The organism is Tabrizicola sp., assembly GCF_031377265.1.
Taxonomy (GTDB): Bacteria; Pseudomonadota; Alphaproteobacteria; order Rhodobacterales; family Rhodobacteraceae; genus JAUYQR01.
The window spans coordinates 1-24,057 of sequence record NZ_JANMET010000141.1 but is presented as its reverse complement, the minus strand read 5'-3'; the positions used below and the strand labels follow the sequence as shown (position 1 = coordinate 24,057).

The following is a 24,057-nucleotide window of genomic DNA, read 5'->3' as shown; positions in this document are numbered from 1 at the left end:
CTCTGCCCGCATCATCGACCTGGTGGCCCCCATCGGCAAAGGCCAGCGCGGCCTGATCGTGGCCCCGCCCCGCACCGGCAAGACGGTGCTGTTGCAGAACATCGCGCATTCGATCGCGATGAACCATCCGGAGTGCTATCTTATCGTGCTGCTGATCGACGAGCGGCCTGAGGAAGTGACCGACATGCAACGCTCGGTGCGGGGCGAGGTGGTGTCGTCGACCTTTGACGAACCGGCGACACGGCATGTGGCAGTGGCGGAAATGGTGATCGAAAAGGCCAAACGGCTGGTCGAGCACAAGCGCGACGTGGTGATCCTGCTGGACAGCATCACCCGGCTTGGGCGGGCGTTCAACACGGTGGTGCCATCAAGCGGCAAGGTGCTGACCGGGGGCGTGGATGCCAACGCCCTGCAGCGGCCAAAACGGTTCTTTGGGGCGGCGCGGAACATTGAAGAGGGCGGATCGCTGACCATCATCGCCACGGCGTTGATCGATACCGGCAGCCGCATGGACGAGGTGATCTTCGAAGAATTCAAGGGCACCGGCAACAGCGAGATTGTGCTGGACCGCAAGGTTGCTGACAAGCGGGTGTTCCCGGCGATGGACATTCTGAAGTCTGGCACCCGTAAGGAAGACCTGCTGGTGGACAAGATGGACCTGCAGAAAACCTATGTTTTGCGGCGTATTCTCAACCCGATGGGCACCACCGACGCGATTGAGTTCCTGATTGGGAAGTTGAAGCAGACCAAGTCCAATTCGGACTTCTTCGATTCCATGAACACCTGATTTTTATTTTGAATCATAGGGTTAGCATTTATGGACACGATCTTTGCACCGGCGACGGCGCGCGGGCGGTCTGGGCTGGCCGTTATTCGGGTGTCCGGGCCTGAAGCCAGGTTTGCGGGTTTGGCATTGTGCGCCACCTTGCCCGAGCCGCGTGTAGCGGGCCTGCGACGCCTGAGTTGGGGCGGCGATGTTCTGGATGAGGCGCTTGTTCTGGTCTTTGAGAAGGGCGCCAGCTTTACCGGCGAGGATGTGGTCGAGTTTCAGGTTCATGGCGGGCCCGCAGTGGTGGCTGCCGTGATGTCGGCGCTAAGCGCGCAGTCAGGATTGCGTCTGGCGGAGGCTGGTGAGTTCACCCGACGTGCGATGGAGAACGGGGTGTTGGATTTGGCTCAGGTTGAAGGCCTGGCGGATTTGATTGATGCGGAAACCGAGGCGCAGCGGCGTCAGGCGGTCCGTGTTCTGGCGGGTGATATTGGTGAGCGCGTTGAGGTCTGGCGTCGAAGTCTGTTGCGGGCAGCCGCACTACTTGAGGCCACCATCGATTTTGCCGATGAAGACGTGCCTGTCGATGTGACGCCGGAGGTGCTGGCGCTGATCGACGGACTGTTGGGCGAGTTGCGCAAGCAGGCAGCCGGTGTTGCAGCGGCGGAACGAATTCGTGATGGTTTTGAAGTGGCGATTGTTGGCAGACCGAACGTCGGGAAGTCGACGCTGTTGAACCGAATGGCGGGTCGCGAGGCTGCGATAACATCCGAGATTGCAGGGACCACCCGAGACGTGATCGAGGTGCGGATGGACATCGGCGGTCTTGCGGTGACATTCTTGGACACCGCAGGGCTGCGCGACACCGATGACGCGTTGGAGCGAACGGGAATCGAACGGGCATTGGCGCGTGCTGACGGGGCCGATCTGCGATTGTTCTTGGTGGAGGCGGATGAGGACGTCTTGTTCCTGACGCCGCGGTCGGATGATGTGATTGTTCTGGGCAAGTCTGACCGGGCGCGCCGGGCAACGGATGGGCTGGCGGTGTCAGGCCTGACAGGCGACGGTGTTTCCGAGGTTCTGGCAAAGGTGGGCGAGATCTTGCAGGGGCGGGTTGGGTCTGCTGGCGCTTTGGTGCGCACGCGACACCGGGTTGCCGTCAGCGAGGCCATCGTCGCACTGGAACAGGTCCGCAGGGAAGTGGTAGGACAGGGAGCCAGAGTTGAGATAGCTGCCGACGGATTGAGACGGGCGATTCGGGCCCTGGATGCGCTGGTGGGTCGGGTGGATGTGGAAGACTTGCTTGGAGAGATCTTTGCAAGCTTCTGCATTGGCAAGTGAGGATAGTTTCACGTGAAACAGTATGATGTTCTTGTGATCGGCGGCGGTCACGCCGGGGCAGAGGCCGCGGCCGCGGCAGCTCGCCTGGGTGCACGAACAGCGCTTGTGACGCTGAAGGCCGACGGCATTGGCGTGATGTCATGCAACCCGGCGATCGGCGGCTTAGGCAAGGGTCATCTGGTAAGGGAGATTGACGCGCTTGATGGCGTGATGGGCCGGATGGCGGACACATCAGGAATCCAGTTCCGGCTGTTGAATCGTCGCAAGGGTCCGGCAGTGCAGGGCCCGAGAGCGCAGATTGACCGGCAACTGTACCGCGCGGCCATGCAGGCGGAACTGCGAAGCCTCAAAGGCTTGGATATCATAGAGGCCGAGGTGGCGCGCTTCACTCTCTTTGCCGGCGCAATTTCGGGCGTGGAGCTGACGTCTGGCACCAGCCTTATGAGCTCTTGTGTAGTTCTGACGGCAGGAACCTTTCTGAACGGTGTGATCCACATTGGGGATCGCAAGGTGTCGGGTGGCCGCATGGGCGATAGACCGTCGCAGCTTCTTGCCGAGCAGTTGGGTGAGCTGGGTCTTGCGCGCGGTCGACTAAAGACAGGCACACCACCGCGCCTTGACGGACGGACGATCGACTGGTCACGGCTGGAGTCCCAGCCTGGGGACGAGTCACCGACAATGTTCTCGTTCATGAGTGCGGGCCCTGTTGCCCGGCAGGTTGCCTGTGGAATTGCCCATACGTCTGAGCAGACACACCAGATTGTGCGAGCTAACTTGAACAAGTCCGCAATGTATGGTGGTCACATCGAGGGCGTCGGTCCCCGGTACTGCCCATCAATCGAAGATAAAGTGGTTCGCTTTGTCGACAAGGTATCGCATCAGGTGTTTCTGGAACCTGAAGGCTTGGATGACCACACCGTCTATCCAAACGGCCTTTCAACGTCGCTCCCCGAAGACGTGCAGTGGCAGTACGTGCAATCGATTGTCGGCCTTGAATCTGCGATCATTCTGCAACCCGGCTATGCCATCGAATACGATTTCTTCGACCCACGAGAATTGCGCAGGACGCTGGAGACGAAAGCTATTCCGGGTCTGTACTTCGCTGGACAAATCAACGGGACAACCGGGTATGAGGAGGCTGCAGCGCAGGGCATAGTTGCAGGACTGAATGCAGCTCTGTCGGCGACCGGACGGCCCCCAATCGAGTTTAGCCGCACAAAGAGCTACATCGGCGTCATGATTGACGACCTGATCTCGCGAGGAGTTTCCGAGCCCTATCGCATGTTCACATCGCGTGCGGAATTCAGGCTTACGGTGCGAGCGGACAACGCTGACCAACGGCTTACTCCAGTTGGGGTCGAGATCGGATGTGTTGGGATCGTACGCGCAGAATCATTCCACAGGAAGTCATCCGCGCTGGATGATGCAAGGAAGTCATTGCAATCGGCTAGGTTTTCGCCAACAGTCTTGTCTGATTTGGGCATCTTGGTAAGCCAGGATGGACTCAGACGTAGCGCTTTCGCGCTGCTTGCTTTGCCGGGCGCCGAGATCCCGGTGCTGCAAAATCAGATCGCTACCTATGCAACCATTGATCGGGCCGTGCTGGATCAGCTGCAGATCGAGGCGATCTATGACCAGTATTCTGATAGGCAAGCTAAGGAGGTCTCCGATCTGAGGAAGCAAGAAGAACAGCTGATCCCGGCAACGTTTGAGTATTCTCACATCTCTGGGCTATCAAGTGAATTGAAGCAGAAACTGATACGAACTGCTCCGGAAAACATAATGCAAGCTGCTCGGATTGAGGGAATGACTCCTGCCGCGCTCTTGCTGATCTTGGCGCACCTTCGCAAGGCCGACAGCCTGCGGAGGGCCGGGTGAGTCACGATCATCCTGATCCTCTTGCCCGTCTTGGTGTTTCACGTGAAACATACGCCGCACTAAAATCACTGGAAGCCCTGGTGCTGCGGTGGAATAAAACGATCAATCTGGTCAGCAAGTCTTCTGCCGACGACATCTGGTCGCGCCACATTCTTGATTCAGCACAACTCTTTGGGCTGTCCAACCTAATGGCTGCTCATTGGGTCGATATGGGATCAGGCGGCGGATTTCCTGGCCTTGTTATCGCAGTAATCGCGCGGGAGCTTTCCCCGTCCATGCGTGTCACATTAATCGAATCCGATGCACGTAAGGCGACCTTCCTGCGAGAAGCGCGCCGGGCCTTGGGCTTATCTTCAGAGGTCATTCTAGGGCGCATCGAAACCACGCCACCGCTAGGTGGTAACGTGGTTTCTGCTCGGGCCCTAACCTCACTTTCCGGACTGCTTGGGCTCGCTGAGCGGCACTTACGGCCGGACGGTGTTGCCATGTTTCCAAAGGGCGCCCGGCGAGATGAAGAGATCGCTGAAGCCAAAGCGATCTGGGACTATGACAGCGAAAGCGTCCCAAGCATGTCCGATACAAACGCGGCAATCTTGTTGATCAGGAACATACATCGTGCACACCCTGTCTGATCAACCGCACATCATCGCTTTGGCCAATCAGAAGGGCGGAGTGGGAAAAACCACCACGGCGATCAACCTCGCCGCGGGGTTGGCTGAGCTCGGCAACCGCGTGCTTCTTGTCGATATTGACCCCCAAGGAAATTCGTCGACGGGGCTTGGTGTCCGGCCGGAGGGGCGCAAGCTTACCAGCTATGACCTCATCGTCGAAGGGGCGGTACCGCAGGATGTGGTGAGACCGACCGGTGTGCCATCCCTCTGGATCATTCCGGCGAACGCAGACCTGTCTTCTGCAGACCTTGAAATCATGTCCCGCGAAAAGCGGAGCTTCCTGCTCCACGACGCTCTTCATCAGCCCCTGATGGACGAGTACCAATTTGACTACATCCTACTGGACTGTCCACCTTCGCTCAGTCTCATGACAATCAATGCCTTAGTGGCCTGCGACTCCGTTCTGGTCCCCCTTCAATGCGAGTTCTTCGCGCTTGAAGGCCTGTCGCAGCTGATGTTAACCATTCGCGACGTGCGACGTTCGGCAAACCCATCGCTGCGGATCGAAGGCATCGTGCTGACAATGTATGACTTGCGCAACAAGCTCACTGCCCAAGTTGAGGCTGATGCCCGGGCCACCATGGGAGAGCTGGTGATGAAAACAACTATTCCGCGTAATGTCCGTGTCAGCGAAGCGCCCTCTCACGCCATGCCAGTCTTGACCTACGAGCCGCTGTCAAAAGGCGCAGTGGCGTATCGCGCGCTAGCAAAGGAAATCGCGCTACGTAGAAAAAACCCAATGTTGACAGAGGCTTGATCCCATGACTCAAAAAGGCGAGAAGCGCGGTTTGGGCAGAGGCTTGTCTTCCCTCATGGCAGACGTCAACCTGCTTGGGTCAGAAGGCGGAGGGTCAGCCCCGCGATCGGAAATCATGGTCCCGGTCGAGAATCTGGAGCCAAATCCGCATCAGCCGCGTATCGATTTCGGGCGCGAAGAGCTTCTTAGCTTGGCGGATTCGATTCGGCAAAAAGGTGTCATTCAACCATTGATCGTGCGATCAAAGGCAGAAGGCGGCAAGTTCGAAATCATCGCCGGTGAGCGCCGTTGGCGTGCCGCCCAGCTGGCCCAGCTTCACGAAGTCCCAGTGGTAATTCGAGAGCTGAGCGACAGTGAGGTGCTTGAGGTCGCGATCATAGAGAACATCCAGCGCGAAGATCTGAATGCCATCGAAGAGGCGCTGGGATTTCGTCAATTGATGTCGCGCTTTGGACATACACAGGAAAAGCTCGCCGAAGCGCTGAGCCGCAGCCGCAGCCACGTTGCCAACCTTCTGCGTCTTCTGACTCTACCAGACGAAGTCCAGTCCATGGTGCGCGCCGGCACGTTGACGGCGGGGCATGCGCGGGCGTTGATTTCCAGCCCCAACGCGCTGGATTTGGCGAAGCTTGTGGTCGGCAAGGGCCTGTCCGTGCGCGATACCGAGGATCTCGTTCGAAAGTCCGGGAGTCCCCGCCAAAAGGGAACGTCAGGTCCGCGCGGCCGCTCTTTTCAGAAGGATGCGGACACTCTGGCAATCGAGGCTGATCTTTCGGCCAACCTTCGTATGCTAGTTCGTATCGACCACGAACCCGGAGGGGACAAGGGCCACCTGACAATTCGCTACAACAGCCTTGATGACCTCGACATGTTGTGTCGAGTTCTGTCGCTGATACCACGGGATGCGGACATGTCGGAGTTTTAGGCTGCGCTGAGACGGTCTGCCAGCAAGGCTCGCAACACACCGTTCAGCACCATGACCCCTTGCGGAGTTGTACGTATCCAGTCGTCTTCGCAAACCAGAAGCCCCAGTCCGACCAGGTCGTCCAGCGCGCCTTGCGGAAGGTCGCGCCCCGTTAGCGCCCGAAACCGCGCTAACGACGTGCCCTCCCTAAGCCGCAGCGACATCATCACATATTCCACGCCCTGATCGCCAGCGTCGAGGATCAGCCTTGGGTGCTCCCCGGTGCCACCGGATTCCACGGACTGGAGCCAATCCGTAGGCAGACGCCCCGCTTCAGTTGCAAGGCGTTGCCCATCCAGGGTTAGCCGCCCATGGGCGCCAGGACCGATCCCCGCGTAATCGCCCATACGCCAATAGATTGAGTTGTGCAGCGATTCCGCTCCCGACCGCGCATGATTCGAAACTTCGTAGGCGGCGAAGCCAGCCTTTGACGTAAGGTCTTGAGTCAGTTCAAACATATCTGCAGACAGCGCCTCTGCCGGAAGCTCGCAAAGCAGGTTCTTTGCATGCATTTCGCCAAACACCGTCCCGTCCTCGATTGTTAACTGATAAAGCGACAGGTGATCGGTGCCCAAGGTGAGCGCCAGCTGCAGCTCCTCTTCCCAAGCCTGCAGCCCTTGGCCCTGCCGCGCATAGATCAGATCGATACTCACTCTGTCGAACGCCGCCTGCGCAATATCAATCGCCCGGCGCGCATCTGCAGCGGAGTGAAGGCGGCCAAGGCGCCGCAAGTCCGCATCGTTAAGCGCCTGAATTCCAAGAGAAACGCGATTCACCCCCGCTTGAGCAAAGCCCGCGAAACGGCCCGCCTCCACCGATGTCGGGTTGGCCTCGAGCGTCACCTCGATGTCGTTCGCCAGCGTCCAGGTCGCGCGAACCCGGTCAAGTATTGCCTGCACCAATGCCGGATCCATCAATGACGGCGTCCCCCCGCCGAAAAACACCGAGTTCAACACGCGCCCTTCGGTTTCGCGCCCGATCCGGTCGATCTCGCTCAGGTAGGCAGCCTGCCACCTCACTTGGTCAATCTGCGCTGACACATGGCTGTTGAAGTCGCAATATGGGCACTTCGACTGACAGAACGGCCAATGAAGGTACAAGCCAAAGCCCGCATTGCGCCAATCCTGCGTCATCGGCTCGGAATGCTTCACGTGAAACACGCAACCACCAGCTTGCGAAACGCGTCCGCCCGGTGACTCACCTTGTTCTTCTCCCAGCGGTCCATCTCACCGCAGGTAAGGGCGTAACCCTCTGGCAGGAACATCGGGTCAAACCCATGGCCTTGAACCCCCCGAGCAGGCCAGACCAGCTGACCCAGCATTGTCCCGTTGAAAACCAAATCGCTGCCATCTGGCCAAGCGAGCACCAGAGTGCAATGAAACTCCGCCAGTCTGGGAAAGGGCGCAGCAAGGTCTTCCAGCTCGCGCCAGACCCGCGCCATTCCAATTTGAAAGTCCCGGCCGGATGGGGTTGTCGCCCAATCAGCCGTGAAAACCCCCGGCGCCCCGCCCAGCGCGCCGACGCAAAGTCCGGAATCATCCGCCAGCGCCGGAAGTCCCGCCGCTGTCGCTGCTGCATGCGCCTTGATCCGGGCATTGCCGACAAAAGTCGTCTCAGTTTCCTCCGGTTCCGGCAAACCAAGTTCGCCAGCACTAACGACCGACACGCCGTAGGGGGCCAAAAGCTGAGAAATCTCTTCCAGCTTGCCGTGGTTGTGTGTTGCCACCAACAGCGTATCGCCCACGGTCCGCATCAGAGGCCCAGCGCAGCTTTCTGGGCTGCGATCAAGGCATCCGTCCCGGCCTGCGCCAGATCCAGCAATTCCGCCATCTCATCCCGAGAGAACGAAGCCCCCTCAGCGGACATCTGTACTTCGATCAGCCGGCCCGACCCAAGCAAGACGAAATTGCCGTCTGTTCCGGCGGTCGAATCCTCAGCATAGTCAAGATCCAGCACCGCTTGCCCTGCGTAAATCCCGCAGGACACTGCCGCAATATGGTCTACCATCGGATCGCTGACCACCACGCCAGACGCCATAAGCTTGTTCATCGCCAAACGCAGCGCGACCCAACCGCCGGTGATCGATGCACAGCGCGTGCCGCCATCCGCCTGGATCACGTCGCAATCGATAACGATCTGACGTTCGCCAAGCGCGTTCCGATCCACGCCAGCCCGCAGGCTTCGCCCAATAAGCCTTTGAATTTCCTGTGTTCTTCCAGATTGCTTACCCGCAGCTGCTTCACGGCGGGTCCGGCTGTTGGTGGCGCGCGGCAGCATCCCATACTCCGCGGTAACCCAGCCAAGCCCGGTGTTCTTCAAGAATGGCGGCGGACGGTCTTCGATCGTGGCAGAACACAAGACATGGGTTGCCCCCATCTTGATCAGGCAAGACCCCTCTGCATGCTTCATCACGCCGGTTTCGATTGAAACCGGGCGCAGTTCGCTTAACTTCCTGCCTGACGGGCGCATAGAATTACCTTTCCAATGGGACGTGGCCACATACGCAAGCAAGGACCCCCGATGCAACCCCGATTGACGCCTGCCCAATTGACACCACGCCATGAAGACCCTGGCGATCGTTTGTCAAATGTCTGATGCCCAAACGATTCTGTCGGACATGAACGACCGCACGCGCGAGGTGTTTCGCCGCGTGGTTGAGGGTTACCTTGATTCCGGCGGTCCTGTCGGCTCACGCACGCTGACCCGCACGCTGACCGAAAAGGTATCCGCCGCCACGGTGCGCAATGTGATGCAAGACCTTGAATCTCTTGGCTTGCTGGACAGTCCGCACGTGTCTGCTGGCCGCATTCCCACCCAACTCGGCCTGCGTATGTTTGTCGACAGCCTGCTCGAGGTCGGGTCCGTCGCTCGCGAAGATCAGGAAAAGATTGATGCCACGCTGGGGGCCAATGACCACGACGTCTCCACGCTTCTTGATCATGTGGGTGCCGCGCTTTCCGGAATCACCCGCAGCGCCAGCCTTGTGCTGGCACCAAAGCGCGAAGCCCCAATCCGCCACATCGAATTTGTCAGCCTGGCCCCCGACCGCGCCCTTGTCGTGCTGGTGTTTGCCGATGGTCAGGTGGAGAATCGGATATTCACTCCACCACCAGGCCAAACCCCATCGTCGATGCGTGAGGCCGCGAACTTTTTGAACGCTCTCGCTGAAGGCAAGACGCTGACCGAATTGCGCAAGACCTTTGCCTCCGACATCGCGCGGCGACGCCAGGAGATTGACGTTCTGGCCAGAGATCTGGTCGAAAGCGGCATCGCCCTGTGGGAGAACCCCGGCGAAAACTCCGAGCGCCTGATCGTGCGTGGGCGCGCCAATCTAATCGATAGCGCCACCGATCTGGGCGATATCGAACGCATCCGGTCGCTCTTTGATGATCTGGAGCGCAAGCGGGACATCGCCGAGTTTCTGGGCTTGGCCGATGCCGGCGAAGGTGTGCGCATTTTTATTGGTTCCGAGAACAAGCTTTTTTCACTTTCCGGTTCAAGTCTTGTGGTTTCTCCCTATATGAACGCTGATCGGAAAATCATCGGCGCGGTGGGTGTGATCGGCCCGACCCGCCTGAACTACGGCAGGATCGTGCCAATAGTGGATTACACTGCGCAACTGGTTGGCCGCCTTATCTCAGAGCGAGGCAAGGTCTGATCATGCAAGAAGATAAGGAAAGTAACATGGTTCAAGAACAGGCCGCTTCGGAACAAATCGACGTGGAAGATCTCGGCACATCGGTCCTGGAGGACGAGATCGAAGTTCTGCGCGCCGAACGCGATGACATGCGCGACAAGTTCATGCGGGCTTTGGCCGATGCTGAAAACTCGCGCAAGCGGGCCGACAGGGACCGCCGCGAGGCTGAACAATATGGCAGCACCCGGCTGGCGCGTGATCTATTACCGGTGTTTGACAACCTCAACCGCGCGCTCAACGCGGTTGGTGATGAACAGCGGTCCAATGCCGCTGCGCTGATCGAGGGCGTGGAGCTTACGCTGCGCGAACTGACCACCGTAATGACGCGCCACGGTATGAAGCCGATTGCCCCCGCGATTGGCGAGATGTTCGATCCGCAACTGCACCAGGCAATGTTCGAAGCGCCGGTCGAAGGCACCAAGGCCGGCCAGATCATTCAGATGATGACCGAAGGCTTCATGTTGCACGACCGGCTGTTGCGTCCGGCACAGGTGGGCGTCTCTTCCACTCCCGGCTGAGGTTTGCTGCATCAAGGCCGGGGAGGACCGTCTGCCCTCCCCGGACCCCACCCGAGGATATTTCGGGAAGAGGAAGCTGAATTTGACTTAACTTTTAACGGCTTGCGTCAGCTCATAGAGCAGCTTGAGCGCCTCCATCGGCGTCAGCTCGTCAGGGTGAACGTCACGCAACCGCGCCTCGACCGCAGACTGCTTTGCTTGGGGTCTTGGCGCCGTCGCCGGGGCCACCCGAAACAGTGGCAGATCGTTGATCAACGCCTTCTGTGAGCCACCCTCGCGCTCGCCTTTCTCCAGTGCCTCCAGAACCACCTTCGCCCGCTCCACCACGCTTGCCGGCAGCCCCGCCAACCGGGCCACCTGCACGCCGTAGGATCGGTCAGCGGCGCCTTTCTTGACCTCATGCAGGAAGATCACGTCGCCTTCCCATTCCTTTACGGTGACCGTCGCGTTTTCCACACCCGCCAGCTTGCCCGCCAGTGCAGTCATTTCATGATAATGCGTGGCAAACAGTGCCCGGCACCGGTTCGCCTCATGCAAGTGTTCCAGCGTTGCCCAGGCGATGGACAGGCCGTCATATGTGGCGGTCCCCCGCCCGATTTCGTCCAGGATCACCAGCGCCCGGTCATCGGCCTGATTGAGGATCGCCGCCGTTTCCACCATCTCGACCATGAAGGTGGACCGTCCTCGCGCCAGATCATCTGCAGCGCCCACCCGGCTGAACACCTGACTGACCAGCCCGATCCGCGCCGAAGCTGCCGGAACAAAACTACCCGCCTGTGCCAGCAACGCGATCAGGGCATTCTGTCGCAGGAAAGTGGATTTCCCCGCCATGTTCGGCCCGGTCAACAGCCAGATCGCCGGGGTGCCCCCCTCGGTCAGTGCGCAGTCATTGGCCACAAACGGCCCCGCCCCTTGCCTGCGCAAAGCACGCTCAACCACTGGATGCCGCCCGCCCGTTACCAGGAAGGCGCGGCTTTCGTCGACCATTGGTTCTGCCCAGTCTTCCGCTGCGGCGAGGTCTGCAAACCCGGCTGTCAGATCAATTTCAGCCAGCGCCCGCGCGGCAAGGCCGATTGGCACTGAATCTACCAAAACGGCGGCCTTCAGGCTTTCATAGTGCCGCTTTTCGATCTCAAGCGCATGGTTTCCGGCGTTCAGAATCCGAGTCTCGATTTCGCTCAGCGGCACCGTTGTAAACCGCACCTGACCCGCCGTCGTCTGCCGGTGGATGAACACCTCCGGCATCGCGCGCATCCGGTCTTCGTGGGTCGTTGTCGTCTCGATGAAGTATCCCAGCACGTTGTTGTGCTTGATCTTCAGGCTGGTTACCCCGGTCAAGGCGACATATTCGGCCTGCATCCGCGCAATCACGCCGCGCCCTTCGTCGCGCAAGCTGCGCGTCTCGTCCAGGGCTGCGTCATAGCCCGTTGCAATGAACCCGCCATCGCGCGCCAGAAGGGGCGGTTCGGCCACCAGCGCCCTGTCCAGCAGATCCACCAGCGCCGAATGCCCGACCAGCGCGCCTGCCGCCTCGATCAGAAATTCCGGGCCGCCCGTCACCATGCCGGCAATCCGCTCAGCCTGTTCCAGCCCGGCGCGGATTGCACCCAGATCCCGCGGCCCGCCCCGGTCCAACGCGATCCGTGACAGTGCGCGGTCCATGTCCGGCACCCGGCGCAGCGCGTCTCGCAGGCTTTCCCGCAGCCGTCCATCCTCAATCAGCCCCCGCACCGCCACCAAACGCCGATGAATCAGCGCCAGATCCAGCGATGGCGCCGAAATTCGCCGTTCCAGCAGGCGCGCGCCAGCGGCTGTGACCGTCCGGTCTACCGCCGCCAGAAGCGATCCCTCGCGGCCGCCGGACAGCGCCGAGGTCAGCTCCAGGTTCCGGCGCGTCGCGGCATCGATTTGCAGGGTGCCGCCATGCAGCTCCTTGATCGGCGGTCGCAGCAGCGGCATCCGGCCCCGTTGCGTCAGGTGCAGATAGTCTACCAGCGCGCCCATCGCCGACACTTCGGCCCGGTCAAACGTGCCGAACGCATCCAGCGACCCTACCCCAAACATCTCGCACAGCCGTTTTTCCGCGCCGGTAGAATCAAAGCTGCCGCGTGACAGGGGCGTCACCGCAGCCCCTGTTTCCGCGATGTTAGGCTCTAACTCCCGCTCGCGCGCCTCACTTATCAGCACCTCGCGCGGCGCGAGGCGTGCGAGATCTGGGCCAAGCCGCGCAAGGCTGGACGGCATGACCCGAAACTCACCGGTGGAGATATCGGCCCAGGCTAGTGCCGCCGCATCCCGCACTTCAGCAAATGCGCAAAGGAAGTTATGCCGCCGCGCCTCAAGCAGTGAATCCTCGGTCAGCGTGCCGGGGGTGACCAGCCGAACCACATCGCGCCGCACCACCGATTTGTAACCGCGCTTCTTCGCTTCGGCCGGGTCTTCAAGCTGTTCGGCAACCGCCACGCGAAAGCCCTTGCGGATCAGCGTCAGCAGATATCCCTCGGCGGCAAGTACTGGCACGCCGCACATTGCGATCGGTTCGCCCTGATGAAACCCGCGTTTGGTCAACGCGATGTCGAGCGCAGCCGACGCTGCAACCGCATCGTCAAAGAACATTTCGTAGAAATCACCCATCCGGTAGAACAACAGCGCGCCGGGATTCTGCGCCTTGATCTCCAGATATTGCGCCATCATCGGCGTTGTGGCGTCGTCAGTCACTTACTCACCGGTCGGCGCATCGGGGTCGATCAGCCCGGCCGCTTTCAGGTCGGCCCAGACGTCGGCAGGGATCGGCAGCGCCACATTCGCCGCATTGGCCCGCACCTGCGCCGCTGACACCGCGCCGGGAATGACTGCGATGACGGCAGGGTGCAGCAACGGAAACTGCAGCGCGGCGGCGGCCAGCGGAACGCCATAGCGCAAGCATATCACCTCTATCGCCAGCGCTTTGTTCACCATCTGTGGGCTGGCCGGCGCATAAGCATACATCACGCCCGGCGCCGTTGGGGCAGCCAATAGGCCCGAGGCGAAGGGCGCACCGATGATCACCTTGATCCCGCGCCGGGCGCAGTCGGCCATCGGGCCATGCAGCGCGGCCTGATTGGCCAGCGTGTAGGGCAGGGCGACCAGAAAGAAATCGACATCGATCCACGGCGCGATTTCCGTGAAATCCTTCAGCGTATTCATCCCCATGCCAACCGCCGAAATCACCCCATCGGCCTTGAGCTGATGCAGATACGCCAGCCCTGATCCGGTCAGCGCGGTCATATGGCCGTCAAATGCCGCACCCTGATAATCGCGGTCCAGATCGTGGATGATCAGCGCATCGACCGACGGCTGGCCCAAACGCAACTGGCTTTGCGCGAATGACGCAGCGAACCCGTCGGCGGAATAGTCGTACCGTACCGCAAAATTCAGCCCGCCCTGCCACTGCACCCGCGCATCCTGCCCGCGCGGCGCGGGGTCATACACCCGGCCGACCTTGGTTGAGATGAACACGTCTTCCCGTGGCCAGTTTCGCGTCGCGGTGCCCAAACGGTGTTCCGACAGCCCGTGGCCATACCATGGGGCGGTGTCGAAATAGCGCACCCCGGCATCCCAAGCAGCGGCAAAGGTTTCCTTTGCGTCCTCGTCCGAGAAGTCGGCAAAGATGTTGCCGAGCGCCGCGCCGCCCATGCCAAAGCGCGGCCAGTCGCCCGGCCAGCGCGGTGCTTTGGGTGCAATGACGCTCACAGCACGTAGCGCGACACGTCCGCAGACCGTGCCAGTGCGCCCAGATTGGTCTCTACGAAAGCGGAATCCACGATGACAGCCTCTCCCGAACGGTCGGGTGCGGTGAAGGACAGCTCCTCGAACACCCGCTCCATCACGGTATAAAGCCTGCGCGCGCCGATGTTTTCAATGCTTTGGTTCACCTCGGCCGCAATTCGCGCCAAAGCGGCAATGCCGTCAGGGGTGAAGGTCACCGCCACTTTCTCCGTCGCCATCAGGGCAGAGTATTGCAGCGTCAGCGCATTGTCCGTCTCAGTAAGGATGCGCACGAAATCGCCTTCCGTCAGCGGCTGCAATTCGACCCGGATCGGCAGGCGGCCCTGCAGTTCCGGCAACAGATCCGACGGTTTGGCAATGTGGAAGGCGCCGCTGGCGATAAACAGGATATGGTCGGTTTTCACTGGCCCGTGCTTTGTTGAAACCGTCGTACCCTCAATCAGCGGCAGCAAGTCCCGCTGCACGCCCTCGCGGCTGACATCGGCTCCCCGCGCATCGGCCCGGGCGCAGATCTTGTCGATCTCGTCCAGGAAAACGATCCCGTTCTCCTGCACCGCCTCCAGTGCGACGGTCTTCACTGCCTCATCATCCAGCAGTTTGTCTGCTTCCTGCCCGATCAGAACCTCGTAACTGTCGGCCACCGTCAACCGTTTGCGGGTTGACCGCCCGCCAAAGGCCTTGCCCAGCATATCCTGCAGGCCCTGCATCTGGTCCATTCCCTGCCCGCCCATCATCATCGGAAAGGCCGGGGTAGCGTCGGCCACTTCGATTTCGATCATCGTATCGTCAAGCGAACCCGTCTTCAGCTTGGCCCGGAACATCTCGCGCGTTTGTTCGCGCGCGTCCTTGCCGGCCAGCGCCTCGATCACCCGGTCCTCCGCCGCCTTCTGCGCTTTCGCCTTCACATCCTCGCGCATTTGCGCGCGGGTATCGGCAATTGCCACATCCAGAAGATCGCGGATGATGCTGTCGACATCGCGGCCGACGTAGCCGACCTCGGTGAACTTCGTCGCCTCGATCTTCAGGAACGGCGCTTTTGCCAGTTTTGCCAGACGGCGGCTGATCTCGGTCTTGCCGACGCCCGTGGGCCCGATCATCAGGATGTTCTTCGGATAAACCTCGTCGCGCAGATCATCGCCCAGCCGCTTGCGCCGCCAGCGGTTGCGCAGGGCCACGGCCACGGCCCGCTTGGCCGCGTCCTGACCGATGATATAGCGGTCAAGCTCCGATACGATCTCGCGCGGGGTCAGGTCGGTCATTCGGTGCTCCCATAGGGCGGCAGGCTGGATTTGCCGGGAAAGTTCGGCAGCACCCGCATCACCAGGGCGCGCAGTGGCACCCACCAGGTGCCGATGGCCGTGATCAGCCCGCCCAGCCCGATCAGAATGAAGGTCCAGGTGCCGAAGTTGCCGCCATCGCCCGCGACCCAGGCAATCACCAGCGCGATATAGGCGATCGCCGCCGTCAGGAACGATCGGCGGTCAATTACCAGCGCCAGCACGGTGATGAGTGCCAGAGCCACCATCAGCAGCCCGATCCCCGCCGTGCCCCCGGTGTTGTACAGCGTCAGCGCCACCGTGTTAACCAGCGCGGGTGCCGCCAGCATGTGCAGCCAAAAGGCGGTCGCTGCATGCCGCCCCAGCCGATACGGATCGCGCGTATCAAACCACATCGCCACAAGAAAGGTCACGATGCCAAAACCCAGTGTCGCAAAAGCGAACTGCGGGCTTTCGCGCAGATCGAACAGTCCCACCATTCCGCTGCGGTCACCCGACACAAAGCCGCCCAGCGAATCCAGCGACGCAGTCAGCGTATACAGCGCGCCCAAAGCAAACAGCCCCAGAATGAAGGCGGAAAACGGCAACCGGAATTTCCGGTACCAGACCGCCATCCCAATCGCAGCCAACAAGAAAGCCAAGACCACCGTTCCACGCAAAGCAACATCCGCCTGCGCCAGAATGGTGATTGCCGACAGATAGATGCCGCCCCCAAAGGCCGTAGCCAACACCATCGACGGCAGGTTCATCCGCCGCTTGAGGGTGAAATACGTCGCCCACCACCAACAGATTGCCGCACAGATCAGCGGCAGGATCGACATCAGCGCCACGCCTCCGAACCACGCCAGCATGGCAAAGATCCCCAACAACAAAATGATCAGGCCGATCGAGACGAAGATCTCGGAAAACCCCCGGAAGAACTCGAACGGCTCATCCTCGGCAGGCAACGACGCGCGTTTGCCCGATCGGTCATTCGCCAGTGCGGTGATCGACGCCGCCTGCGCCTCGTTCAGGATACCGGCGGCAACGGCGGCGAGAAGGTCTTCGGGGGTCATGTCTGGATCACCATTTGAACGGGTTTGCCCCTTACAGATAAAGGCTTTGCCACAGCAAACCAAGTGCGGACGAACGGTATTGACACACTGTACATACCGTATACCATTCTGTATATACGCCCGAAAAAACCCTGCAATCACAGGTAGTTAAAGAATGGCTGTCGCGGCATGAGCGATGAAAAGCGCAAACGCCTAAGTATTGCGGAAAAGCGGGCGTTGCGAACCACGCTCACTCTCGGGGCAGAGTACCGGCAACCGGATGATGATCTCGATGCCGATTGGTTGAACGTCGATCTTCCAGACGCTTCGCACAAGAAACCCATCTCGTTCCGGGTTGACCCAGATGTGCTGGATTTCTTCAAGAGCGAAGGCCCCGGCTACCAGACCCGGATGAACGCCGTTCTTCTCGCCTACATGCAGGCAAAAAAGAAGCTCAGGCAGACCTGATCCGCTCGATGGTCAGATGGCCATTGGTGAAGACACAGATATCCGCGGCAATCGCCATGGCCCTGCGCGCGACATCTTCGGCCGGCAGATCGGTGGTCATCAACCCACGCGCCGCAGCCAGGGCAAAGTTGCCACCAGAACCGATGGCCGCGACGTCATGCTCCGGCTCCAACACATCGCCCGCGCCGGTGATCACATAAAGATCGCGCCCGTCCGTGACGATCAGCATGGCCTCCAGATTGCGCAGGTATTTGTCCATCCGCCAATCCTTGGCCAGATCCACGCAGGCCCGCGCCAATTGCCCCGGTGCGGCCTCCAGCTTTTTCTCCAGCCGTTCCAGCAAGGTAAACGCATCGGCGGTTGATCCTGCGAACCCTGCAACCACGTCAAACCCACCGGGCGACAGCCGCCGCACCTTGCGCGCCGTGCCTTTGATCACCGTATTGCCCAGACTGACTTGTCCGTCACCGGCCATCACCACTTCGCCGCCACGCCGGACCGCAAGGATCGTGGTACCATGCCAGCCGGGAAACTTGTCTTCTGCCATCTTGGCCTCGCTGCTTTGCCGCAATATGTGCGCTCTGGCCGCAAAACGAAAGGGCGGCCCGTTCGGACCGCCCCTTGAACAAACCTTGGCCGCTTCAGATGACCGACTTGATCCACGTTTCCAGCGCCGCTTTCGGCGCCGCGCCTACCTTGTTGGAAACCACCTGACCGTCCTTGAACATGAACAGCGCCGGAATGCCGCGCACGCCCAGCTCAGCCGGGCTATCGGGGTTTTCGTCAACGTTGACTTTCACGATCTTGACCTTGCCAGCGTACTGGGCCGCAAGTTCCTCCAACGCGGGGCCGATCTGGCGGCATGGGCCGCACCATTCGGCCCAGAAATCCACCACCACCGGAAGGGTGGATTTGCGGACCTCGGCGTCAAAAGTGGCATCAGTCACGGCGACGGTTGCAACGCCCATGATCGTTTCTCCTAATGGAATATGTCGGCCACCAAAGCTAGGGACGCGGGCCGGGAACGTCAAGCGATAGCGGCTCGTGCCAGGGCGGACCTCACGATATCGGGATCGACCCGCATGAGTTGGGGCGCGCGGGTCCACAGAACAGCCGTCTCGATCCGCCTGTCAGGGTAGATTTGCCCGATGATATGCGCATAAGCGCCAAGCTGACGCAGGATGCCCTCGGGCACCTTTTCCGGCGCATCCGGGATCAGCGCGTTCGATTTGTAATCGATGATCAGCACCCGGTCGGCAACCAGCACCAGCCGGTCGATGGTGCCCGCTATCCTCTGGCCATTCCACGCGCCGGTAACGGTGGTTTCGGCCAGTGTATCGCGGCCAAACAGCGGCGCGAGGTTGGGATCGGACAATACCGCCGTCGCTTCGGCCAGAAGATCGGCACACAGCGCCGGATCGGCGATCAGCGCCTGCGCACGCAAGGGCCAGCCGTCCTGCCCGATCAGCGGCAGGCGTTCCAACAACAGATGCAGTGCAGTGCCCCGTGCTTTGGCGAGATCTTCACTGAAAAGCGGCTCCCCGACCAATGCCTTGGCACCGCCAAGGTCAGACGGCGTCAGAACCACGGCAGCCTTCGGCGGTTCAGGCGCAGCGCGTTCTGCCCAGACGGGCAATGCCACCACATCGGGTGCCGTCGTCCTGACGGGGCGGTTTTCGGGCCATTGCCCAAACGCGTGCCGCATTGTCCCATCAGACAGCGGCGCAACGCCAATCGCCTCAGCCCCACCCCGCAGCAGGGTGTACCACGCGGTATCGGTTTTCAGTGAACCGGCGGCCGCCACGATCAGCCAGCAACGCGCGCGGGTCATCGCCACATACAACAGACGCAGGCTTTCTTCGCCACGCCGGTCACGCCGCGCCTGCCGCGCCGCCGCAACAAGGGCCGGGCTTTCGGCATCCGGCGTTTTCCACAGCGCCACGCCATTCGGTGCGCGGTAGATCTCGTCGCGGTCCGGCGGCTTGCGGTCCACGGTGTCTGGCAGGACCACGATCGGCGCTTCCAGGCCCTTTGCGCCATGCACTGTCATCACCCGGATGCGGTGGCCTTCGCCGTCCAGCTGGCGCTTTACCTCGACATCGTCGGTCTCCAGCCAGACCAGAAACCCGGTCAGGCTCGGCACCTCTGACCGTTCATAGGCCAGTGCCTGCGACAACAACTCGTCGATCCCATCCTCGGCTTCTGGCCCAAGGCGCGACAAGAGCTTGCGCCGCATGTCATGGCGTTGAAGCGCGCGTTCGATCAGGTCATAGGGGCGCAGATAGTCGGCCTGATCACGCAGGTCTTGCAAGAAGGTGCGCGTTTCAATGTGGTCCGGATGTTCGCGCAGCGCTTCCCAAAGATAGCCTTTTCTGCCGTGCGAGAGACTGAAAAGCTGCGCCTCCGTCCAACCACCAAGCGGCGATCGCAACACGGCAGCCAGCGAAAGGTCATCCTCGGGCGTATCCAGAAACGCCAGCAGGGCCGCCAGATCCTTTACCGCAAGCTCGGCCCCAAGCTTTAGCCGATCTGCCCCGGCAATCGGCAGCTTTCGCGCCTTGCAGGCACGGATGATCTCTTGAAACAGCAGGGATCGGCGCTGCACCAGTATCAGAAAATCCCCCGCATGCACCGGGCGCGCGACCGGACCGCCGTCTTTTTGGGTGAGCGGAATTTGCACCCCGTCCGCAATCATCCGATGGATCTCATCCGCGATCTTGCGGGCAAGTTGCACCGCCGGATGCTCGGTTCCCGGAAGGTCAACGGGATCAAACCACTCTCCCGTGTCCGCCTTTTCGGCACCGTCCATCGGCGGCCACAGATCGACCCGCCCCGCAAGGGTCTCATGAAAGGCGATGTGGCTGGCCTCGCCGCCAAGCGCGGTTTGCAAAGGCCCGGTGAAAGTATGGTCCACCAACCGCAGGATCGCGGGCGAGGACCGGAACGAATGCTGCAGCGTCAGGTCAGCAAGACCGTTGTCGCCCCCCGCCAGACGCGTGGCGAACAGATCGCGCTTCTGGTCAAAGGCCGCAACATCGGCACCCTGAAAAGAATAGATCGACTGCTTTTTATCGCCCACCACAAACAGCGTTCGCGGCCGCGTCTGCGCGCCAAGCCCGGATGTCAGCTCTGCCGCCAGGCTTTCGATCACCTGCCACTGATCGGGGCTGGTGTCCTGCGCCTCATCCACCAGAATGTGGTCAATACCGCCATCCAGCCGGAACAGCACCCAGGCGGCCAGCGACGGATCGGTCAGCAGGCCGCGCGCGCGGGTGATCAGATCGTCAAAATCAAGCAAACCGCGCGCCGATTTCCGCGCCTCGTACAGCGGCAAGAATACGGCTGCAAAGGCATGCAACGCGGCAGACTTTTCCGCCGCCTTCAACGCAATGCGGGTTCGGCGGGCGGTTTCAACCCTTCCCATCAAATCGTTCAGCCGTGGCATTAGTTCGACAAGTCGCGCCCGGGTGTCCTTGGTCGGAAAGCTGTCGATCTTGGCGGTAAAGCTTTTCTCTGCAACCTTGTTCTCACCCAAAAGCAGGATGGACTCGAGCGTTTCCAGAACCCGCAAATCGGGCTGATCAAAATCAAGACCGCGAAGCCTAGCCGCCGCCCGCACATCCGTGACACTGCCGCTTTCAAGGGCGCCCAGCACGTCCGGCATCCAACCCGCCTCGCCGCCCAGAAAGGCCAGTGACAGAATGTCAGCAGCACCAGTCCCGGCAGGCAGGCCAAACAAGACAAGCGCCTGATCAAGATTTAGCGGGCGCGAAAACTGCGCGCGCTCGCGGGCGACTTGTTCGATCAGGCTGCCAAAATCCTCAGAGGTGTAGACCTGAGTCAACCGCTTGATCAGCGCGGGCGCCAGACCATCGGCCATTTCTTCAACGATTTCCGCCCGCAACAGCCGTGCGGCGCGGTCGTCCATTTCGGTAAAAGCGGGGGCCACGCCCGCCTCCAACGGGAAGCGGCGCAAAAGGGTGGCACAAAAGCTGTGGATCGTCTGGATGCGCAGACCGCCGGGGGTTTCAATCGCGCGGGCAAACAACTGACGAGCCCGTGACAGGCGGCTTGCAGAAAGCTCCGCCTCGCCAAGCTCCAGCAGATCGCGGCGCAGGTCTTCATCTGGCTTCATCGCCCAGGCGCCCAGGCGTTTGAACAGCCGGTTCTGCATCTCGGACGCGGCGGCCTTGGTGTAGGTCAGGCACAGGATGTGCTGGGGCTGCACGCCACCCAGCAAAAGCCGCGCCACCCGGTCTGTCAGCACGCGCGTCTTGCCGGACCCTGCATTGGCGGAAAGCCAAGTGTTCTTGTGCGGATCGGCTGCGGCAATCTGGGCAAGCGAGGCGGCGGTCAGCGTCATCCAACATCCTCCGGCGTTGGTTTGTTCGAAAGATCCCACTCGCCGAACCGCGCCAGATGGTCGAAATCACCGGGGAAATTCGTCTCGAACATGGCCCTGCGCGAGGTATAGCCCTGACTTGGCCGGGCATAGAAAGCGATCAACTTGTGCAGACCTGTCCACACTTCGGCAATCCTGTCGGGCGTGATCTCGGTTTCAACCTGCTTCACGTCACCCTTGATGCCGACATAGGTGATCTTGCGCACCTCGCGCGGCCCCAGATCGGCGAACCCGCCATGTTCAGCCATCGCCGCGGCTAGCAAAAGCTGCTTGTCGAACGCAAGCTGCTTGGCCTCGGATGGTGGGTCGCCGGTCTTGTAATCGATCAGATGCAATGTTCCGTCGGGCAACTCGTCAATCCGGTCCGGGGTGCCGTGCAGGGTAAAGCCAAGATCGGCAAGGGTCACCGAACCCTGTTGTTCAATCGCCACCGGCCTGCCGCCAGTGGAGGCCGAAAACACCACAAACGCATCCGCCGCCCGGTCTATTCGCGCCCGCCAGATCGCCCGGGCCGTGGGCCAGGCAACCCGGCTGGACAGAATCTCATCAGTAATCGCCAGCAACAGGTCGCGGTCGGCGGGCACCGTTTGCGCGCGCCGCACAAAGGTTTCCAGAATGGCATGCAGAACCTCGCCGCGCAGACGTGGGTCGGGTTCCGGGCGCAGCGGATTCAGCTTTCGCAACCGCAAGACATAGGTGGCGTAAATCGCATAGGGGTCGCGGATCAGCCGTTCAATCCGGGTCAGCGACAGTTTGCTGGGCCGGGCACTGACCGGCGGCCGTGGTGACGGGCGCGGGGCGGGGGCAGGCTCGCCAACCGGTGCCTCAAGCGCCGCCGCAAGGTCCAGCCAGTGCTTGCCCCGCCGTTGCATCGCGGCAAGCGCGTCTGGCCCATTGCGCGACGGCAGGCCTGCCATCAGATTGGTCAGCCGGTTCAACCAGCGCGACGGCACCGTCTCGGCGTCAGCGTTGCGCAAGGGCCGGGTCAGGACGACCCGTTTTGCACCGATTGCCTGCTGGTAGTCATGCGCCGACAATCCGATCCGGCGTTCAGGCAACAGCAGCCCCGCCTCCTTGCGCATCTGGCGGTTAAGCCATGGGTCCGGCGCGGGCTGGGCGGGCCAGATCCCGTCATTCAGACCACCAAGGATCACCAGATCAGCACCCTGAACCCGCGCTTCCAGCGTGCCCCATATCATGATGCCGGGGTGAACCTGCGGCGCATCCCGCACCTCGCGCCGTTGCAGGACGGCGTTGAAAAGCATCGCGTACTCGGCGGCAGAAAACGTGCATCCGGCATCCGCTTCGCGCTCCAGCTCGGTCACGGCAGCAAGGGCCTCGATCCCGGCGGCCTTGTCCCAAAGTTCACCCGCGCCCTCCACCGCAAGGCCGCGCGCCAGCTGCTCCGCCACACGGCGGTGCGCCGCGATTTGATCGAAAAGCGCCATGTTAGAAACTGTTTCCAGCCCACAGACAGCTTGCCCAATCACTCTCGCCCAAGGCACCATTGCTTCACTGCGTTGCGCTGTGGCCCAGGCGTCCAGCGCCTCAGCGGTCGGAAAGGCCGGGCCATTGCGCCGGATATGCAGCTCCAGCTCACGCGTCAGGCGAAGGTGCTGGCCGCGCCCGGGGCCAGAGAATGCCAGCGGGTGCTTCAGCAAGGTCAGCAACATGTCCGCCGTCAGCTTTCGGCCAAACAGGTCTGCAACATGGCGCAGAAAACGGCCCGGTGCAGACAAGGCGAGTGGCTGTCCGGCAGAATCGTCAGGGCGAATGCCCCACCGGTCCAGCACGGCGGCCACGCGGCGGGTCAGATTGCGGTCGGGCGAGATCAGCGCCGCGTTGGTGCCGGTTTCCGCCGCCTGCCGCAGGATCAACGCAATGGCAACCGCCTCGGCCCGCTCCGACGGGGCTTCGATCAGGGTCAGATCTTCGGTGGTGGGCAAGAGGTCAGGCAAGGCAGGCCCGTCCGTCAGCCACTGGTCAGTGATTGGCGCCGGGCGCAGCGACAGCGAGATCAGCCGGTTGCGATCCGGCGCGGGCGGCGCCACGGCGGTCCAGCGTTGAACCGCCTCGGGCCCCACGTCCAGCACATCCATCAGGCGGCGAAAGCGAAACTGCGGATGGTCTTCTGCGGTCAAGGCGTCCGACATCGCCGCCCAAACGCCCTCTGGCAGGTCAAAGTCAAAGCCCGGCAGCACAACCGCGCCGCGTGGCAAACGGGCAACCGCCTGCATCAACAGCGCCGTTGTCCCGCGCGATCCGGTAGAACCCGCAAGGATCACCGGATGATCAGGCGGATCGCGGTTCCACTGCGCAATCATTGCCCGAACGGCAAGCCGCTGGCGCGCTTCGGCATCGGGGGCATCGCCGCTCAGGGCATCTGCCACGATCCCGAGGAAGGCCTTGGTACGCGCCCAATGCGCAGGCGGCAGGACACGGTCCGAAGTCGGATTTCATCCTGTCCGAAGATGGCCGTATCGCGCGCGCCAACGGGGCGAGCGGGCATGCCT

The 24,057-nt window shown here is 61.4% G+C and carries 19 protein-coding genes and 1 pseudogene; 9 read left to right on the top strand and 11 right to left on the bottom strand.

Features of this window, described 5'->3' with window-relative positions:
• The 6 genes from rho to RMO18_RS08090 all read left to right on the top strand — a co-directional run.
• Positions 1-787 (top strand): transcription termination factor Rho (gene rho, locus RMO18_RS08115; protein ID WP_309665117.1); only part of this gene is annotated, 787 nt, incomplete at its 5' end.
• Positions 788-817: 30 nt separating this feature from the next.
• The gene (gene mnmE / locus RMO18_RS08110; RefSeq protein ID WP_309665116.1) at positions 818-2,110 is read left to right on the top strand and encodes a tRNA uridine-5-carboxymethylaminomethyl(34) synthesis GTPase MnmE; all 1,293 of its coding nucleotides are present in this window, start codon (positions 818-820) and stop codon (positions 2,108-2,110) included.
• A gap of 12 nt (positions 2,111-2,122) precedes the next feature.
• Entirely contained in the window at positions 2,123-3,988 is a 1,866-nt protein-coding gene (gene mnmG, locus RMO18_RS08105) for a tRNA uridine-5-carboxymethylaminomethyl(34) synthesis enzyme MnmG (protein WP_309665115.1), read from the top strand.
• Positions 3,985-4,620, top strand: a complete 636-nt coding sequence (rsmG, locus tag RMO18_RS08100; protein ID WP_309665114.1) for a 16S rRNA (guanine(527)-N(7))-methyltransferase RsmG — start codon at positions 3,985-3,987, stop codon at positions 4,618-4,620. Before mnmG ends, rsmG begins: the two co-directional genes overlap by 4 nt.
• Entirely contained in the window at positions 4,604-5,416 is an 813-nt protein-coding gene (locus RMO18_RS08095; protein WP_309665112.1) for a ParA family protein, read from the top strand. The genes rsmG and RMO18_RS08095 overlap by 17 nt, the downstream gene beginning before the upstream one ends.
• A gap of 4 nt (positions 5,417-5,420) precedes the next feature.
• A complete protein-coding gene (locus RMO18_RS08090; protein WP_309665110.1) occupies positions 5,421-6,341 on the top strand; it encodes a ParB/RepB/Spo0J family partition protein in 921 nt (306 codons plus the stop codon).
• Here the strand turns inward: RMO18_RS08090 and hemW are convergent.
• From hemW to rph, 3 genes are read right to left on the bottom strand one after another with little or no spacing between them, the layout of a single operon-like run.
• Positions 6,338-7,513, bottom strand: a complete 1,176-nt coding sequence (gene hemW / locus RMO18_RS08085) for a radical SAM family heme chaperone HemW (protein WP_309665121.1) — start codon at positions 7,511-7,513, stop codon at positions 6,338-6,340. The two genes, RMO18_RS08090 and hemW, sit on opposite strands and share 4 nt — an antisense overlap.
• Before the next feature lie 14 nt (positions 7,514-7,527).
• On the bottom strand, positions 7,528-8,133 hold the full coding sequence (gene rdgB, locus RMO18_RS08080) for an RdgB/HAM1 family non-canonical purine NTP pyrophosphatase (RefSeq protein ID WP_309665108.1): 606 nt from the start codon (positions 8,131-8,133) through the stop codon (positions 7,528-7,530).
• Positions 8,133-8,849, bottom strand: coding sequence for a ribonuclease PH (rph, locus tag RMO18_RS08075; RefSeq protein WP_309665106.1), 717 nt, complete (start codon positions 8,847-8,849; stop codon positions 8,133-8,135). Before rph ends, rdgB begins: the two co-directional genes overlap by 1 nt.
• 118 nt (positions 8,850-8,967) lie before the next feature.
• Between rph and hrcA the strand changes: the two genes are divergently transcribed.
• Entirely contained in the window at positions 8,968-10,038 is a 1,071-nt protein-coding gene (gene hrcA / locus RMO18_RS08070; protein WP_309665105.1) for a heat-inducible transcriptional repressor HrcA, read from the top strand.
• A gap of 26 nt (positions 10,039-10,064) precedes the next feature.
• A complete protein-coding gene (locus tag RMO18_RS08065) occupies positions 10,065-10,595 on the top strand; it encodes a nucleotide exchange factor GrpE (protein ID WP_405054032.1) in 531 nt (176 codons plus the stop codon).
• 87 nt (positions 10,596-10,682) lie between these two features.
• Here RMO18_RS08065 and mutS read toward each other — a convergent pair whose 3' ends face one another.
• Genes mutS through RMO18_RS08045 form a run of 4 tightly spaced genes read right to left on the bottom strand, consistent with a single transcriptional unit; the run spans position 10,683 to position 16,695 of the window.
• The gene (mutS, locus tag RMO18_RS08060) at positions 10,683-13,289 is read right to left on the bottom strand and encodes a DNA mismatch repair protein MutS (RefSeq protein WP_405054033.1); all 2,607 of its coding nucleotides are present in this window, start codon (positions 13,287-13,289) and stop codon (positions 10,683-10,685) included.
• A 24-nt stretch (positions 13,290-13,313) separates the two neighbouring features.
• Complete coding sequence (locus RMO18_RS08055) at positions 13,314-14,327, bottom strand: aldo/keto reductase (protein WP_309665101.1); 1,014 nt, start codon at positions 14,325-14,327, stop codon at positions 13,314-13,316.
• Complete coding sequence (gene hslU, locus RMO18_RS08050; protein WP_309665100.1) at positions 14,324-15,622, bottom strand: ATP-dependent protease ATPase subunit HslU; 1,299 nt, start codon at positions 15,620-15,622, stop codon at positions 14,324-14,326. The genes RMO18_RS08055 and hslU overlap by 4 nt, the downstream gene beginning before the upstream one ends.
• On the bottom strand, positions 15,619-16,695 hold the full coding sequence (locus tag RMO18_RS08045; protein ID WP_309665098.1) for a hypothetical protein: 1,077 nt from the start codon (positions 16,693-16,695) through the stop codon (positions 15,619-15,621). The genes hslU and RMO18_RS08045 overlap by 4 nt, the downstream gene beginning before the upstream one ends.
• Positions 16,696-16,863: 168 nt before the next feature.
• Here RMO18_RS08045 and RMO18_RS08040 point away from each other — a divergent pair, with 168 nt between their 5' ends.
• On the top strand, positions 16,864-17,142 hold the full coding sequence (locus tag RMO18_RS08040; protein WP_309665097.1) for a BrnA antitoxin family protein: 279 nt from the start codon (positions 16,864-16,866) through the stop codon (positions 17,140-17,142).
• Here the strand turns inward: RMO18_RS08040 and hslV are convergent.
• The 4 genes and pseudogenes from hslV to addB form a co-directional block, all read right to left on the bottom strand.
• On the bottom strand, positions 17,129-17,689 hold the full coding sequence (gene hslV / locus RMO18_RS08035) for an ATP-dependent protease subunit HslV (RefSeq protein ID WP_309665095.1): 561 nt from the start codon (positions 17,687-17,689) through the stop codon (positions 17,129-17,131). The two genes, RMO18_RS08040 and hslV, sit on opposite strands and share 14 nt — an antisense overlap.
• Positions 17,690-17,783: 94 nt before the next feature.
• Positions 17,784-18,110, bottom strand: a complete 327-nt coding sequence (gene trxA / locus RMO18_RS08030; protein ID WP_309665094.1) for a thioredoxin — start codon at positions 18,108-18,110, stop codon at positions 17,784-17,786.
• A 59-nt stretch (positions 18,111-18,169) separates the two neighbouring features.
• Positions 18,170-21,505 (bottom strand): double-strand break repair helicase AddA, encoded by a 3,336-nt coding sequence (addA, locus tag RMO18_RS08025; protein ID WP_309665093.1) that lies wholly within the window; start codon positions 21,503-21,505, stop codon positions 18,170-18,172.
• A pseudogene (gene addB / locus RMO18_RS08020) lies at positions 21,502-23,970 on the bottom strand (double-strand break repair protein AddB); the annotation flags it as partial. The pseudogene addB and the gene addA, both read right to left, overlap by 4 nt.
• Between the last annotated feature and the right edge of the window lie 87 nt (positions 23,971-24,057).

Bases quoted from the DNA above. Each gene is read 5' to 3' on its own strand.
- RMO18_RS08040 (WP_309665097.1), top strand. From the start codon at position 16,864: ATGAGCGATGAAAAGCGCAAACGCCTAAGTATTGCGGAAAAGCGGGCG.
- mutS (WP_405054033.1), bottom strand. From the start codon at position 13,289: ATGATGGCGCAATATCTGGAGATCAAGGCGCAGAATCCCGGCGCGCTG.
- mnmE (WP_309665116.1), top strand. From the start codon at position 818: ATGGACACGATCTTTGCACCGGCGACGGCGCGCGGGCGGTCTGGGCTG.
- hemW (WP_309665121.1), bottom strand. From the start codon at position 7,513: ATGACGCAGGATTGGCGCAATGCGGGCTTTGGCTTGTACCTTCATTGG.
- RMO18_RS08090 (WP_309665110.1), top strand. From the start codon at position 5,421: ATGACTCAAAAAGGCGAGAAGCGCGGTTTGGGCAGAGGCTTGTCTTCC.
- rdgB (WP_309665108.1), bottom strand. From the start codon at position 8,133: ATGCGGACCGTGGGCGATACGCTGTTGGTGGCAACACACAACCACGGC.
- rph (WP_309665106.1), bottom strand. From the start codon at position 8,849: ATGCGCCCGTCAGGCAGGAAGTTAAGCGAACTGCGCCCGGTTTCAATC.
- trxA (WP_309665094.1), bottom strand. From the start codon at position 18,110: ATGGGCGTTGCAACCGTCGCCGTGACTGATGCCACTTTTGACGCCGAG.
- RMO18_RS08045 (WP_309665098.1), bottom strand. From the start codon at position 16,695: ATGACCCCCGAAGACCTTCTCGCCGCCGTTGCCGCCGGTATCCTGAAC.
- addA (WP_309665093.1), bottom strand. From the start codon at position 21,505: ATGACGCTGACCGCCGCCTCGCTTGCCCAGATTGCCGCAGCCGATCCG.
- hslV (WP_309665095.1), bottom strand. From the start codon at position 17,689: ATGGCAGAAGACAAGTTTCCCGGCTGGCATGGTACCACGATCCTTGCG.
- hrcA (WP_309665105.1), top strand. From the start codon at position 8,968: ATGTCTGATGCCCAAACGATTCTGTCGGACATGAACGACCGCACGCGC.
- hslU (WP_309665100.1), bottom strand. From the start codon at position 15,622: ATGACCGACCTGACCCCGCGCGAGATCGTATCGGAGCTTGACCGCTAT.
- RMO18_RS08065 (WP_405054032.1), top strand. From the start codon at position 10,065: ATGGTTCAAGAACAGGCCGCTTCGGAACAAATCGACGTGGAAGATCTC.